This window comes from Neobacillus sp. GCM10023253, assembly GCF_042653105.1.
Lineage (GTDB): Bacteria > Bacillota > Bacilli > Bacillales > Cytobacillaceae > Neobacillus > Neobacillus citreus.
Window position 1 is genome coordinate 26,403 of record NZ_JBHSHV010000028.1, and the last position, 15,186, is coordinate 41,588.

13 protein-coding genes are annotated in these 15,186 nt (G+C 39.8%); 4 read left to right on the forward strand and 9 right to left on the reverse strand.

Annotation, left to right across the window (positions count from 1 at the left end; translation table 11 throughout):
• Positions 1 to 8: 8 nt before the first annotated feature.
• Positions 9 to 1,043 (reverse strand): TRAP transporter substrate-binding protein, encoded by a 1,035-nt coding sequence (locus tag ACFPA1_RS25360; RefSeq protein WP_213146605.1) that lies wholly within the window; start codon positions 1,041 to 1,043, stop codon positions 9 to 11.
• A gap of 28 nt (positions 1,044 to 1,071) precedes the next feature.
• Positions 1,072 to 2,085: a zinc-binding alcohol dehydrogenase family protein gene (locus ACFPA1_RS25365; RefSeq protein ID WP_213146604.1), complete on the reverse strand. Its 1,014-nt coding sequence runs from the start codon at positions 2,083 to 2,085 to the stop codon at positions 1,072 to 1,074.
• Between the two features lie 373 nt (positions 2,086 to 2,458).
• Here ACFPA1_RS25365 and ACFPA1_RS25370 point away from each other — a divergent pair, with 373 nt between their 5' ends.
• On the forward strand, positions 2,459 to 3,124 hold the full coding sequence (locus tag ACFPA1_RS25370) for a GntR family transcriptional regulator (RefSeq protein WP_213146603.1): 666 nt from the start codon (positions 2,459 to 2,461) through the stop codon (positions 3,122 to 3,124).
• A 500-nt stretch (positions 3,125 to 3,624) separates the two neighbouring features.
• A complete protein-coding gene (locus ACFPA1_RS25375) occupies positions 3,625 to 3,879 on the forward strand; it encodes a YheC/YheD family protein (protein WP_213146602.1) in 255 nt (84 codons plus the stop codon).
• 74 nt (positions 3,880 to 3,953) lie between these two features.
• On the opposite strand, the gene ACFPA1_RS25380 is transcribed toward ACFPA1_RS25375, so the two are convergent.
• The gene (locus tag ACFPA1_RS25380) at positions 3,954 to 7,037 is read right to left on the reverse strand and encodes an efflux RND transporter permease subunit (protein WP_213146601.1); all 3,084 of its coding nucleotides are present in this window, start codon (positions 7,035 to 7,037) and stop codon (positions 3,954 to 3,956) included.
• A 99-nt stretch (positions 7,038 to 7,136) separates the two neighbouring features.
• On the opposite strand from ACFPA1_RS25380, the gene ACFPA1_RS25385 reads away from it, so the two are divergent.
• Positions 7,137 to 7,964: a TetR/AcrR family transcriptional regulator gene (locus tag ACFPA1_RS25385; RefSeq protein WP_213146600.1), complete on the forward strand. Its 828-nt coding sequence runs from the start codon at positions 7,137 to 7,139 to the stop codon at positions 7,962 to 7,964.
• Between the two features lie 49 nt (positions 7,965 to 8,013).
• Here the strand turns inward: ACFPA1_RS25385 and ACFPA1_RS25390 are convergent, their stop codons facing one another.
• From ACFPA1_RS25390 to ACFPA1_RS25405, 4 genes are all read right to left on the reverse strand, one after another.
• Positions 8,014 to 9,006, reverse strand: coding sequence for a Gfo/Idh/MocA family protein (locus tag ACFPA1_RS25390; protein ID WP_213146599.1), 993 nt, complete (start codon positions 9,004 to 9,006; stop codon positions 8,014 to 8,016).
• A 290-nt stretch (positions 9,007 to 9,296) separates the two neighbouring features.
• Positions 9,297 to 10,454, reverse strand: coding sequence for an NlpC/P60 family protein (locus ACFPA1_RS25395; protein WP_378587011.1), 1,158 nt, complete (start codon positions 10,452 to 10,454; stop codon positions 9,297 to 9,299).
• A 299-nt stretch (positions 10,455 to 10,753) separates the two neighbouring features.
• On the reverse strand, positions 10,754 to 12,355 hold the full coding sequence (locus ACFPA1_RS25400; protein ID WP_378587014.1) for a glucose PTS transporter subunit IIA: 1,602 nt from the start codon (positions 12,353 to 12,355) through the stop codon (positions 10,754 to 10,756).
• A gap of 182 nt (positions 12,356 to 12,537) precedes the next feature.
• Positions 12,538 to 12,972 (reverse strand): hypothetical protein, encoded by a 435-nt coding sequence (locus tag ACFPA1_RS25405; RefSeq protein WP_378587017.1) that lies wholly within the window; start codon positions 12,970 to 12,972, stop codon positions 12,538 to 12,540.
• Positions 12,973 to 13,218: 246 nt separating this feature from the next.
• Between ACFPA1_RS25405 and ACFPA1_RS25410 the strand changes: the two genes are divergently transcribed.
• Positions 13,219 to 13,722 (forward strand): CarD family transcriptional regulator, encoded by a 504-nt coding sequence (locus tag ACFPA1_RS25410; RefSeq protein WP_378587020.1) that lies wholly within the window; start codon positions 13,219 to 13,221, stop codon positions 13,720 to 13,722.
• A 69-nt stretch (positions 13,723 to 13,791) separates the two neighbouring features.
• On the opposite strand, the gene ACFPA1_RS25415 is transcribed toward ACFPA1_RS25410, so the two are convergent.
• On the reverse strand, positions 13,792 to 14,247 hold the full coding sequence (locus ACFPA1_RS25415; RefSeq protein WP_378587023.1) for a MarR family winged helix-turn-helix transcriptional regulator: 456 nt from the start codon (positions 14,245 to 14,247) through the stop codon (positions 13,792 to 13,794).
• Positions 14,248 to 14,369: 122 nt separating this feature from the next.
• Positions 14,370 to 15,185, reverse strand: a complete 816-nt coding sequence (locus ACFPA1_RS25420; RefSeq protein WP_378587026.1) for a ZIP family metal transporter — start codon at positions 15,183 to 15,185, stop codon at positions 14,370 to 14,372.
• Position 15,186: the final 1 nt, after the last annotated feature.

Here is a 15,186-nt window from a genome sequence, read left to right on the forward strand (position 1 = left end):
TCAATGGATTATTTTGTATCTTTAATCTTTTGAACCATTTCCTTAGCCCATGGATATTGTTTGTAATACTCGTCATACATCGGTTTTACCGCATCTTCCATTTGCTTCTTGAATTTGTCATCTGGAGTGATGAATTTCATACCTTTTTCTTCAAGGAACTTCTTGTCAGCTTCATAGCTTTCTTCAGATAGTTTCCACTCATAGTCTGAGTATTCTTTCGCTGCTTCTTCAATCGCTTTTCTTTGCTTATCGGATAATTTCTTCCAGAAGTTTTCGTTAATAATTAAAATGTTTGGTGTAAAACCGTGACGGGACTCTAAAATATAATCTTGAACTTCATAGAAGCCTGAAGATCTGACAACCCCAATTGGGTTATCTTGACCGTCTACTACTTTTCCTTCAAGCGCCGTAAATACTTCTGAAAGCGGCATTGGGGAAACGTTGGCTCCTAATAATTGGCCTAATTGCACAAATACAGGTGTGTTAGGCATTCGAAGTCTTAGACCTTTGAAATCTTCCATACTAGCAACCTTTTTGCTGGAAGAAACCATTCTAAATCCATTTGCACTCCATACTAACGGATGAACACCATGTTTGCTTGCAAGCTCGTCTGTCAATTCTTTTCCTACTGGTCCATCTAATACTGCTTTTGCATGTTTGAAATCTCTAAGTAAAAATGGCCATTCAATTGCTCCCATTTTCGGAACGTCGGCCTGCATGATCATACCCGGAAGTCCCATTTCAACTGTACCGTTACGAACAGCAGTGTAGAAATCTTTCTCGCCACCAAGCTTGTTGTTTTCATAGATTTCAACTTTTAATGATCCGCCAGATTTTTCTTCAACAAGCGGTTTGAATTTTTCAGTCAATGCTTTGTTTTGCGGATGGTCTGGGGCATAATAGTTAGCAACTTTAATTGTGTAAGACGTGTCTTTGCTGTCAGCCTCTTTTGATGTTGATGCCTGTTCTTCTTTTTTGCCACAAGCGCCTAAAATTGAACCAATGGCAAGAAATAATGCTAAAATGATTCCTAACTTTTTCATGAACAATATTCTCCCCTTTATTTGTTTTTTATAAAGTGATCATGGCCTTGATTGTTTTAGATTCAGGTGCCATGAGCATTTCAAATTTGTCATTGATTTCACCAAATGATGTTTTTGATGTTATAAATTGATCTGTATTAATGTACCCTTGTTTGATCGTTTTCGCAACGTACTCAAGGTCTTCTCTTGTCGCATTCCGGCTAGATAATAAGGTAAGTTCCTTTCTATGAAACTCTGGGTCTGGCAAAGTAAAGTCGGCTTGTACCAGTCCGACAAAGAGCAAACGTCCGCCGCTTGATGCATATGTGTACGAATTATTCATGGAATTCACATTTCCAGTTACATCGAAGACGAGATTTGCCATATCTCCATTTGTTATTTCATTAATTTGTTCTAAAGCATCATCACTTGCGTTCACTGTGAAATCCACATCTGCCCACTCACGGCAAAAATCTAAACGCTGTTGATTCATATCCACGGCAATGACTTTAGCGCCAGCAAGTTTAGCGAATTTCATGACACCTAATCCAATCGGACCAGCACCGATGACTACCGCAAGATCCCCCTTTTGGATCTCGGCACGTCTTACTGCGTGGGCACCGATACCAAGGCATTCCACCGTTGCAGCCTGTTCCAAAGTAATCTCATTTGTTTTCATAAGATGACTTATCGGAACAGCCAAGTACTCCTGCATCCCACCATCAATATGTACACCGAACAGTTTTAATTCAGTGCAGCAATTTGTTTTACCACTGCGGCAGGCTACACACTTTCCACATTCCAAATAAGGAATGATGGCAACATAATCGCCAACTTTGAAACCGGCTTCATTTGTTGGCACTTCAACAACTTCCCCGGATAGTTCATGACCCAAAATCCGAGGATATGTAAAAAATGGCTGACGGCCCCTGTACGCATGAAAATCAGTTCCGCAAATCCCAATTCGGCGAATCCTGATTAACGCCTCCCCCTCATTTATTGTGGGAATCTCAGCATCCTTCATGACAAATTTAAAGGGCTCTTCACAAACAATACTTTTCATGATGTTTTCTCCTTTAAAAGTTGATACAATTCTTCTCTTCAATGTTCCGCTAAGACAGTATGGGAGAAATGTTTCCCACCCTCCCGGAGTCGAAAAATTGAAAATATTGATTGCGCTATCATTCAACATTTCATTGTGATATGTGAAATGTTACATATCACTTCTCTAGGATACAGTCCCCAACTCTCCTACGTCAACACATTTTTTTACATTTTGTTTACTAAATATACAAAATATATTAGCTTCCTTTTTTATGAAAAAAATTCTATAATAAAAGTTATCTATTATTCATTATATTAATCTAATATGTAACATTTCAGTTCTGTTTGAATTTTTTAGATTTGAATCCACTGATGAATGGAGGAGTATGAACTTGTCAACAATTGAAACCTCACTTTTGACTACACAAGTTTATGATGTTTTACGTAGTAAAATTATTGGTCGAAAATATCTGCCTGGCGAAAAGCTGGATATTCATAAATTAGCGGACGAGTTTGGGGTAAGCCGTTCTCCTGTAAAAGATGCCATCAATCAGCTTGTTCATGATGGACTGATTGAAATCATCCCAAGAAAAGGAACATATGTTACGCAAGTAAATTTTACTGATTTTATTGACATTCTTGATGCCCGTTTAATGATTGAAACATGGGCAGCACAGCGCATAACAAATACTGTTACAGATGAGCAAGTGAACGAGTGGGGGAACATTGTCCATGAGATGGACTCACTGCTTGAAGTGAACCCCTTCCCTTTTGACATGTATAGCAAACTGGACATGAAGTTCCATAAGATGTTAGTTGAGTGGGCTGGAAATAGAAAGGTATTGGAAATTTATACTTCTTTAAACACACATGTTTCCTTGTCCAGAATTGTTCATTCTACATCATTAGAGAGCACCAAAAAGAGGCATCAGGACCACAGAACATTATTCGAAGCTATAAAGAATCGAGACCTTCCGACCATTTTAGGTACTCTAACCCTGCATATTGCAAGTTTAAAGAATGAGGCTGAATTGCGTTGGGATGAGGTAATGATCTAATAAATAAAAAATGAGGGAACCACAAATAGTTCCCTAATTTTTTTTATTTAGCAATACATTCTATTTTTTTCTAATAAAAAACCCGCATACCCTATTGGCCTTGTATAAGTTAATTGCCGTTCATCAACCAATCTGCCTCCAGAAAGATGTATCTGTGGGGTCTAAAATTGCATTCTATAAAGTATGGAAACCCTTCTTTTAAGGCCTATGTCTAGGCCCATGTCAGCCAAGTGAGGCAAATTATGAGTCAAGCATTCAGCCACATTCAGCGAAAGAACGGATATATCCTGGATGATGTTCCTCCTTAACCTACATTTGTTAAGTAGCCATGTTTTGGAGCAACTCTTACCAACATTCCTGTGATGTTCCGGTTATTGAATGGTTTAGGGAACAAAGGGTAATCAGTAGGATAGATACCTATCCTACTCTGTTTATTAAACCCAATAAAGGAAGAGTTGGAACAGGAATTGTTCGTTTAAGAAAGATCGACGGCCCCGTTTATGAAGTCCATTATCAAAATGAGGCTGGAAAAATATGAAACTATTGAACAAGCTTTAATCGCTGTAAAAGAGAAAATGATTCCAGGAAAAAGATATCTCATCCAACAGGGCATTGAGCTTGCCACCGTTCTTGACCGCCCTTTTGACTTTCGAATCATCATGCACAAAATGAATGGCTGCTGGGAAAAGTCTGCTTGGTGTGCCAAAATTTCACCTCCCCGGATGATTGTGACGAATCACGTTAAAAAATCTTAGATAAGAATGCGGATGGATGAACTAAAAACAAAAACCCCGCAAGATACTCACTCCATCTTGCAGGGCCCAGATTTTTAATTTTCTTCTATTTCTCTACGATTTTTCTTAAATAACTTAGACAGCACTTCATACACAATTGGAACAACGATTAAGGTTAATAGCGTTGAACTTGCTAATCCGCCGATAACAGTAATGGCAAGACCTTTCGAGATTAGTCCTCCACCACCTTCACCAAGTGCCAATGGGATTAACGCTCCAATGGTAGCAATAGCGGTCATGAGGATTGGGCGAAGACGTGTCGCTCCGGCCTCCAAAACAGCTTTCCTCATACTCAAGCCATCGCGTTCCATATGAATAATCCGGTCCACCAAAACGATGGCGTTCGTAACAACGATACCAATCAGCATCAACAGCCCCATCATGACTGAAACGGAAATGGTTTCCCCAGCAATTAACAAACCTACAAAGGAACCAATCACTGCAAATGGCAGTGAGAATAGGATGGCAAACGGTGCAACGCCTTCACGGAAAGTAACAACAAGGATGAAGTAGACGATAGCAATCGCTGCTGCCATGGCCGCTCCTAGCTGGGTAAAGGTTTCCGTCATATCTGCTTGGACACCGGCAACGCCAACGGTCACTCCCTTAGGGAGATCCAATTTATCTATTTCTTTTCCCACCTTAGAGGTTACTTTCGAAAGGTCTTTGCCTTTGATTGCTGCTGAAACGGTCGCATAGTATTCACCTTTACTACGCGCCAATGTATTCATCGTGGTCCCCTTCTTGACAGTAACTAACTCAGAGAGCGGCACATTTGCCCCCACTGCCGTCGGTACCTGTTTAGAAAGCATCTCATCGATAGATTCCGGCTGGGCCGTTTGTTCCTGTTGTACAATGACATCTAATGCCTTCCCGTCTTTTTCAACAGTTGTTAAAACATCCTTCGTTTTCTGTGGATTTAACATCATCACAAGCTGGCCAGTTGTTAGCCCATACTTTAGCAGATGGGCTTGTTCAACTCGGAAGGTATACTCCACATAAGCATCTTCGGCAGTTGAAGTCACATCTTTTAAATCTTTATGTTTCTTCAGAACTGATTCGACTTTTTTTACTGAATCATTCAGTTTATTTAAATTTTCACTGTAGAACGTATAGCTTACTTCATTGGTCGATCCTGACATGGCTGAGAAGTTCTGGCTCTTCCATGTTCCTGATTGTCCAAGACCTGTTACATACTTTTCAATCTTCTCCTTGACGGACGGGAAGTTCTCCGTATCCGGATCAAAAATCAGGTACATTAAGCCCCCTTTTGATCCCCCGCCCATCATGGCCCGCTGCGGGTCGCCTTCTTCGGTAATGGATATTTGCACAATATCAATATCTTTACGTTTCAGCATTTTTTCTTCGACCGCTTTTACATTTTCCAATGTCTGCTCGTGAAGCTCACCGGCTTTTGGTGTGTACGTTAAGTACATGACCTTGTCTTCTTCGCTGCCCATGAAGCTAAAACCGATTAACGGCGTTAACGCCAAACTCCCGGCTAATAAAAGAATGGCCAAAATAGAAGCAATGACCTTGTGGTTAAGGGCTTTTTCCAAAAACCACTTATACCATTCAGCGAGCTCCCCGGCATCTTTATGACGGATGGCCGTCTTCTCGCTGTATAACTTTTTCCTGAATAAGAAATGCGAAAGAGCCGGCACGATGGTAATTGCTATGAGCAAGGAAGCCCCGAGTGAAAATGCCATCGTTAACGCGAATGGTGTAAACAATTCGCCAACCATACCGCCAACAAAAATCAGCGGTGCAAAAACAGCGACCGTTACCAATGTCGAGGACATAATCGGCTTGAACATTTCAATAGTCGCTTCACGGACCAAGGCGCGCCCAGTTAACTTCTCTTCTTTTAGATGCAGGCGTCGATAAATATTTTCGACGACTACTATTGAGTCATCGATCACCCGGCCGATCGCGACAGTTACCGCGCCGAGCGTCATGATATTCAAGGTGATATCCATCCAGTTTAAAATCAACAATGCCATGAGAATCGAAACTGGTATTGAAATGATAGAGATAATCGTCGATTTAAAATCACGCAAGAATAATAGGATGATTAGAACTGCAATCAACCCGCCAAATACGGCCTTTTCTACCATCGTATTCACAGATTCCTGAATTGGTTTTCCTTGGTCAAGGGTTACATCGATAGTAAGCCCATCATATTTGGCCTTTTCATCTTTTATTAGTTTCTTTACCTTATTAACAACTTCAACAGTATTAGCCTGCTGAGCTTTGACAATTTGAATAGCAATCGCGTCTTTACCGTTTGTTCGGGAAATCGATTGCACCTTACCGATTGTTTTAACCTCAGCAATATCGCCAAGTTTCACAACCGGTGATGGATTAGCAGCTGATGGTGTAACAGGAATTAGCATATTATTTAGTTCATCCACAGTCATGAACTTTCCATCAATCGCAACAGCCTGCTCCCCTTCTTTAAACTGGTAAAGTCCTAAGGAAACGGCCATGTTGCTTGCTTGAATCATTTGCTTTACTTTATCTTCTGTTAAACCTAACTCAGCCATTTTAGCCTTATTGTAGGTAAGGTCAACTTCATCAATATGCTGACCGGTAATGGTTGCAGATGCTACACCATCAAGTTTCTCGATTTTAGGAACCAAGCTTTCCTCAACGGTTGATGTAAGCTCAACAATATCCTCTTTTGAACTGCTGACACTTAGCGCAACGACAGGCATCATATTCATGCTGATCGCAGTTGTCGTTGGTTTCTGCGCCCCTTCCGGCAATTTCAAAGAATCCAATGCCGATTTTAATTCGCGCTTTGCCTCATCCATATCGATACCATATTCGTATTCCACCTGGATGCTCGCCATATTTGAATAGGAATTGGAATAAACGGCTTTAACGTGATCAAGGCCCTCCGCCGCTTTTTCAATTGGCATGGAGATGTCCTTCATGACACGTTCTGGGGTGGCACCAGGATAAACGTCCGTTACCATTAAGTACGGAATGGAAATATCGGGAATCATCTCGGTTTTCATTCGTATACCTGAATAAATACCAGATACCGTAATGATGATAGTCAATAACCAAACTGCTAATTTATTTCTCAAGACAAAATTGACTAACCCTTTCACTATTACACCTGCCCTAAATTGACTTAATGAACTCAATTCCTTATAATAATGACCAATCAGTCATTTGTCAATGAAAGACCATAGGAGCGAGGTCAATAGATGATCAAGAAACAATTAATTATGGAAAAAGCGCTGGAGCTTTTTGCGGAGCAAGGGTTTGAGGCCACTTCGGTACAGCAAGTTACTGAGCATTGCGGTATATCTAAAGGAGCTTTTTATCTGTCTTTTAAGTCAAAGGACGAATTGATTATTGCTTTAATCGACCAGTTTATGATGCAGGTTGTTACCGACATTGACCGCATAGTCAGAGATACTAACGATGAGCAGCTTTTATACGAATTTTATTATTCAATTTATCAGTCTTTTCACAAGCATTCTGACTTTGCCAAGGTACTCATGAAGGAGCAGTCGCAAACACTGAATAAAGAGCTCATTCAAAAAATGAGATCTTATGACAAATTATTAGAGGACACTATCCTTTCGATGATTGAACGTTTATACGGGGGCAGAGTCCAAGAGATAAAATATGACTTAATGTATTCGATAAAAAGCTTTATGAATATGTATTCTCATTTATTTGTTTTCTACAGCATTCCAGTAGATTTGAAGTTACTGGCTGACTCCCTTGTGGAAAAAACAAATTTGCTGGCTAACAACGCCACCGTGCCATTTGTTTCTATGGAGCTTCACCACATGATGGAGCCCATGAATGAAGAAATAACGAAGGAACAAATCCTAGACACTCTTGAACAAAAAATCGCAGAAATAGAAGAGCCAATTGAGAAAGAATCATTGATTCTGTTAAAGCAGCAGTTAGGAGAACAATCTTTTAGTCATGCAATAGTGAAGGGATTAATTGAAAATATTCGAAATCATCCTCATTGTAAATGGGTTTCTTACTTACTTCGCCGATATTACAAATTATAAACTTAATAAATAAAAGCCGAGAACATCTCTCGGCTTTAGATTTCTGGGATTAAGTCAATTGTACAATCTGACCGGTTTTAATGGATTCATAACAAGCCTGTATTGCCCTTGTGTTATTGATTGAATTTTCTGCGGTGTAGGATGGTTCACCATCCTCTAAAATGACGTTTGAAATATGTTCGACCTCTAATTTATAAATATCGCCGGTAATTTTTTCTTCTCTTTTAACGAATTCCTTCTGAATAATGACTTGGCCTTCCCCACCTTGATGGTCTGGGCGGAATGCTCGTGGGACTTGAATTTTCCCTTCCGTTCCGATAATTTCATACTCAGCTCTAAATGTCATATCAAAGCTGCAATCAAAATAACCAGTCATTCCATTTTCTAGTTTCATGTAGACAAATGCTGAAGTATCGACCTGATGATCCGGGTCGATGTTGGCATGAACATGGACTTCGACAGGTTCTGTTTGCAATACATTGCGAATCGCATGGACACAGTAGCAGCCCACATCATAAATACTTCCGCCGCCTTTTTGCTTATCCATTTTGATATTCCCTTCCCGCTGGGCAAGTAAAAATGAAAAGCTAGCACGCATGTATTTCACTTCACCGATTTCACCTGAGGCAATAATTTCCCGGACCCGTTCATGCTGCGGATGAAACTGATACATAAAGGCTTCCATAAATTTCACATTTTTCTCCCGGCAAAACTCCGCCATTTCCCTTGTTTCATCAGGAGTTATCGACGCTGGTTTTTCGCAAAGAACATGCTTGCCATGCTTTGCCGCTTCCATCGTCCATTGTTTATGTAAATGATTAGGCAGTGGAATATAAACAGCATCGATCTCGGGGTCTTGAAGAAGTTCCTCGTAGCTGCCGTAGCTTTTTGGAATGTTAAACTTCGCCGCTACTTCCTCCGCTTTTCCACTGCCACTGGCGATAGCCGCCACTTCCGCATTTTGCGCTCGGCCAAATGCAGGGATTAACTCTCTTTGGGCAATTTTTGCAGTACTTAAAATACCCCAACGAACCTTTTTCATTTGATATCATCCCTTTAAAAAAATATTAAACTGCAGTTTATTAGAGAAAGGATGCCAAATAATCAGGCATCCTTGTCTATTCATAGCATTTGTCCAAGATACTTAACCATAGTCACTTGGTATCGTTTACATTTATACTATTATCCTAGCATATCCATTTTCAGTAAATCAATAATTAATTTATTAAACAAACAAATATTTGGAACTTACTATAATAAAAAAACGCCAAGAGCAGAATTACTCTAAGCGTTTTTTCTCCATATTTTCACCATTGCTATTGTATACTTCTTTTAGCGCAATACTCTAGATGCACTTGAGAATTTAGACGGGTCGTAAGATGCAATCTTCACCACATCACCTGTTTGCGGCGCATGGATATACTGGCCGCCTCCAATATAAATACCGACATGATAAGCAGGGTTACCCCTAAATACTAAATCACCTGGCTGCACTTGGCTTGGTGAGATTCTCGTTCCAACCCCCTGCTGGGAACTGGACACTCGCGGAAGATTGATCCCTACTGCATTTCTGAACACGTACGATGTGAATCCAGAACAATCAAATCCGCTTGGTGTTGAACCGCCCCAAACGTAAGGAACGCCTAAGAATTGTTTTGCATAAGAAATAACCTTATTTGCCGCATCGGGATCAGATGGACTGGCAGCGGCAACCGTTGGCGCTGGCGCTGGGTTTGAAGCAGTTTTGACGGAAGACTGCTGCACCTGTGGCTGTTGCTGCTGAGCCAAGCGTGCTTGACGCTCTGCCTCTTCCCTTGCTGCTATTTGAGCCTGACGCTCTGCCTCTTGTTGAGCAGCGAATTGGTCCTGTTGGTCTTGTAATTGGGTTTGGGCTGCCGCCAATGCCTGCCCAACTGCAGCTTTATCTTCTTCAATCTGTTTCTGTTCAGCAGCTAATGCTACCTGGCTCTTTTTTAAGTTAGCTAACTCATTTTGCAGTTTATCTTCTGCATCTGTTAATGCTTGCTGTTTTTCCTTTAACCCGTTCAGTTTGTCCGTGTCATTTTGAATAATTTGCGAAATCGCTGAAAAGCGTGTTAAAAACTCAGATAGATTATTAGATGAAAGCAAAACTTCTGCGTATGCGGCGACGGAGATTTTACCCTCTGCCTGAATGCTTTTTAACCGCTCGGAGTAAGCCTGTTTGTAAGCTTCCAAGTCATTTTTTGCTTTTTCAATTTCAACCTTGGATTTTTCGATTTCCCCTTGTTGAATTTGAATTTGGTCGTTCAATTTTTGACTATTCTCTATCGCTAAGTTAATTCGGTTATCTAATTGTTGAACTTGTGTTTCAAGGTCATCGACATGCCCTTGAGTCGCATTAATTTGGCTTTGTGTGACATTTCCTGGTTCTGCAAAAGCAGGTGTTGCTTGTATCAAAGATGCGAGGACGACAGCCGATACTGTATATGTAAATAGTTTTCTTATCATCACAAATCTCCTCTAGCTTCCTATTATTATTTCAATTTCTTAATCTATTATTAGTTTATATTCCCATTAGACTAAAAACAATGAAACTGTCGGATTTGTAATGTAATTGTAATTTTATGTAGAAAAATATGACAAAAATTTCGACACCATGACATAAAAAAGGACCTGTCCGCTAGCACCTTTAATGCGGGTAGTAGACAGGCCCTTTAAAATTTAATTTTTCGTTATCTGTTTATTACTATCATTATAAATTATTTCAACCCGAGGAAAAGGTGAGGAACGATCCCTCACCTTCTATGTTATACAATAAGTCTGATTAATTCATCTTTCATTTCGACACTCACGTCTTTAGTTGGAATCACATCTAAATATTGACCGGAATTGGTAATGACTACCGGAGTTTTAACATCGTAGCCAGCTGCTTTAATTCTTTCAATGTCAAATTGAATCAGCAAGTCTCCCTTTTTAACGGTATCCCATTGTTTTACATGCGCAGTAAAAAATTGTCCGTTCAGATTAATGGTATCCACCCCAACATAAATTAAGATTTCAGCCCCATCTTCTGATGTAATCCCTATAGCATGATCAGTTGGAAAAAGAGTGGTAACCATACCATCCACCGGGGAAACCACCTCACCCTTGGATGGTTCAATCGCAATCCCTTTTCCTACCATTTCAGTTGAAAACAACGGATCTTCCAATTTGCTTAAAGGAATAATTTCTCCGCTTAACGGACTTAAAATGATTTCTCTCTTTACATCCGCTAAGCCAAATTCTTTAACAGTTTTAGAAGCTACCGCGTTATTCTTTCCTTCATAGCCAATCACTAATGTAAGAACCAGTGCAAGTATTAACGCCACAATAGTCCCAATTAAATAGAGTCCAATTGGTGTAAAGACAGGAATAGACAAGAAACTTGGGAGAGCAAAGGCAGTCCCTTTTACACCAAATGCCCCATTAATCGCTCCACCAATTGCTCCTGCAATTGCCACAATCACCATCGTTCGTTTGTAACGCACTAGAATGCCGTATGTAATGATTTCAGTTGTACCAGCTAAGGCACTAGGAATAAGCCCTGAACCGGCTAGTGTTTTCAAGTCCCGATCCCTAGTTTTTAAGAGAACCCCAAGACCCATCCCGATTTGGGCAAATGGAGCTGCTGCTACCATCGGGCTAATCGGGTCACCGCCAGTTGCCAGATTCGCAATCATGATTGGAACAACTGCCCAGTGAAGACCTAATATGGTCAAGAATGACCATGCAGCCCCCAGAACTGCTCCTGTCAAAATGCCGCTTTTTGCACTTAAAAATTTGATCACAAATGCTAAGCCCCCTCCCACATATGTACCAAAAGGGCCAAAAACAAGTACGGTTAAGGGAACGATTATAGCTAAAGAAATAAGTGGATTCAAAAACATATGTAAGTCTTTATATATTACTTTTTTCAAAAACTTATCTAATACTGCGTATATGGAAACAGCAATTAATATTGGAAAAACGGTTGAGGAATAGTTTGCTAATATAACCGGAATCCCTAAGAAATCTACGTTTTGAGCTTTTGATGCAACTAAATCCGTATAATGGGGTTCCAAAAGTGCAGCACCGATTGCACCGCCGACATAGCCATTAGCTCCAAGCTTTGTTGCTAATGTAATGCCGAGAAAAACTGGGAAGAAGTAAAAAATAGCATGTCCAGCTGCAGAAAGAATGGCAAAGGTTCCGCTTTTAGGAGATATCCACCCTAATGTCATTAGAATTGATAATAAAGCTGAAATTAGTCCAGATCCAGCAAGAACCCCTAGAATAGGCGCAAAACTTCCACTGATTACTCCTAATATTTTATTCATGACCGTTTCTTGTTTTTCTTCAGCTACATCTCTCGAAGTATTAATCGCGTTCACATTTATGATCTCCTTGACTGATATTTATGTTATCAATTGTTTCTATAGTAAGAACCTTACAGCAGCTACTTCTTCTTATAATTACTCTTTCTAATAAAATCATCCTTAACATTGCCTATAAAAAATGAAACCATTCGTAAAAAACACTTTTACGAATGGTTTCTAAAAAAATTTAGCTTTTGCTAGTTGCGGACAATTGCTGTTGATTTCACCGCAATTTGAGACTGTGCCTTAACTTCGCTTGGTTTATTGACAAAGAAAGAACAGATTAACGTAACAACTGAAATTCCTGTAACAAAGTAGAAGGCATATTTTACACCAGCCGCTAATATTTCCACTTGTGAGGCATCTGGAACATCGCTAACGAAGCCAGTTTGACCAGCAGTAAGCAGCGTAATGGCAATCGCTGTACCTGATGCACCAGCTACTTGATTGAGTGTATTCATAGCAGCAGAGCCATCTGCATAAAACTCACGCGGCAATGCATTAAGTCCATTTGTTTGTGATGGAATTGTTACCATCGTTAACCCAAAGAATAAAACCATAAATGCCATGACAATTTGCCATGCAGGTGTTGCGGCCGAAATGGCGACTGCGAAAATAATATTACCAATCAATACAATATGACTTACCGATTTTAGGTAACAATCCAGGAACTAATTTTGCTATCAAAGTCAGCCGATTAATTTCAATCATTCCAATCAGCTTGTATTCCAATCCCGCTGCACACCCCCACATACTAACGGACCAGCTAACTATATCAAGAAATTTTTTCTAACGTCAACCAAGTTGACAAAAAAATTTTTAAATGGTATTATGTTATTATCAACTTAGTTGACATCAATTTGAATTGGAGTGATCAAATGTTTAGTATTGGAGATATGGTCATCTATTCCGTACATGGCATATGCAAAATTGATGATATTTGTGAAAAAACAGTATCTGGTAAAACAAGCCTGTATTATGTATTACATCCTACGGAAGGCAATAATCAATTAACAATAAGTACTCCAGTTCATAATAGTAAAGTAGTTATGCATGAACTTCCTGATAGTGAGGAAGCAAATGAAATAATTGAGTCCTTTAAATATCCTGGGGTAAAATGGAATGACAAACCTAACATCCGTCACCAGTTATATTCGAATATTGTAAATTCAGGTGATCGAAAAGAAATTGCCAAATTGGTAAATACGCTTATGAGGCAAAAAATTGATGTCGAATTACGCGGAAGAAAGCTTTATGAACAAGACCGTAAACTTTTGGACACAATACAAAGTATCCTATTTAAAGAATTAGCTATTTCTCTTGATACGACTTCTGGAGAAATAAATGAAATGATCATTGATTTAATAACTGAAAATAATTAGTTATTTTCAACGAAAGAGAAACCTCCTCTTGTATTAACAAGAGGAGGTTTCTCTTTAGACTAGCAATGATTATTCTATTCCCCAATCTAACTTTAATAGTGCCTTAAGAATTTTTAGTTGCTCTGCACCTATTTTTTCTGCAATTTTATTCTCAAACTGTTCTTTAAGAGCCGCGTTTTTTTCGTAGCATTCTTCACCTAAGGCTGTTAACTGGATGCACTTCTCTTTTCTGTTGTTTTCTGCATTGCTGATTTCCACTAATCCCTTTGCAGCAAGGTTTTTCATAAATTTATGGATCGCCTGACGGGAAATGTCTACGTTTTTTGTAACATACGAGATGGTAGGCCTCTTTTTATAAATTCTGGCCATGATATACCACTCAGAATTTGAAATATATATATCACTTTGATCATTCCATGCTTTCTCCGAAATTCTTCTGACCAAAGTATGACGCTCGCTTAATAAATCTATAAGGTCTAAATTTTGTAATCCAGAGGCGGAACTCAAACGATTCACTCCAATCATCTTCTTCGCCACTTACTATACAAAATTCCGTTATTAAATGTCAACTTGCTTGACATATTTTGATTGCAACCTATTTTTCATTCACACCCGGTTGATGAATCCCAAAAATTCTCTTATAAGTTTTAACCTAATGCCACATCTAGAATCATCATCAACACGAAACCAACCATTAAACTCATGGAAGCCAGATCTTTATTGCCATTTTCTTGCGAACCTGGAATCACTTCTTCCGTCACCACAAAGATCATGGCCCCAGCCGCAAAACTCAATGCATAGGGTAATAACGTTTCAATAAATGCGACAGCAAATGCACCAATGAGAGCAGCTATCGGTTCAACCATACCCGAAAATTGACCGTATAAGAAGCTCTTTCTACGGGACATTCCTTCTCTTCTTAATGGCATGGAAACCGCAACGCCTTCAGGAAAGTTTTGAATACCGATACCAAGGGCCAGCGTCAAAGCTCCGGCTAAAGACGCTTCGGTTCCTCCATTTGCAAGTGCACCGAATGCAATCCCGACTGCCAGCCCCTCTGGGATATTATGTAATGTGATAGCGAGTACCAACAATGTACTTCTTTTTCTCCCTTTCGGATGATATCCTTCCGCTTTACCAATCGGCTCATTCGGATGAAGATGGGGTAAAATCTTATCGATGCCCCATAAAAAAATGCCTCCTATTAAAAATCCAAAGGCTGCCGGAAACCAAGTCCCTATAGGATTATTTCCCGACATTTCGATGGCCGGAGCCAGCAATGACCAATAGCTGGCCGCAATCATGACACCGCCCGCAAATCCTAACATACTATCCATTAACCTCTGGTTGATTGTTTTCGTGGCAAAAACCAGGGCTGCTCCAATTGCAGTCATTCCCCAGGTAAATAGAGTAGCTATGAATGCTTGAGTTATAGGGTTAAATTCTTGAAAAAACTCTACCATA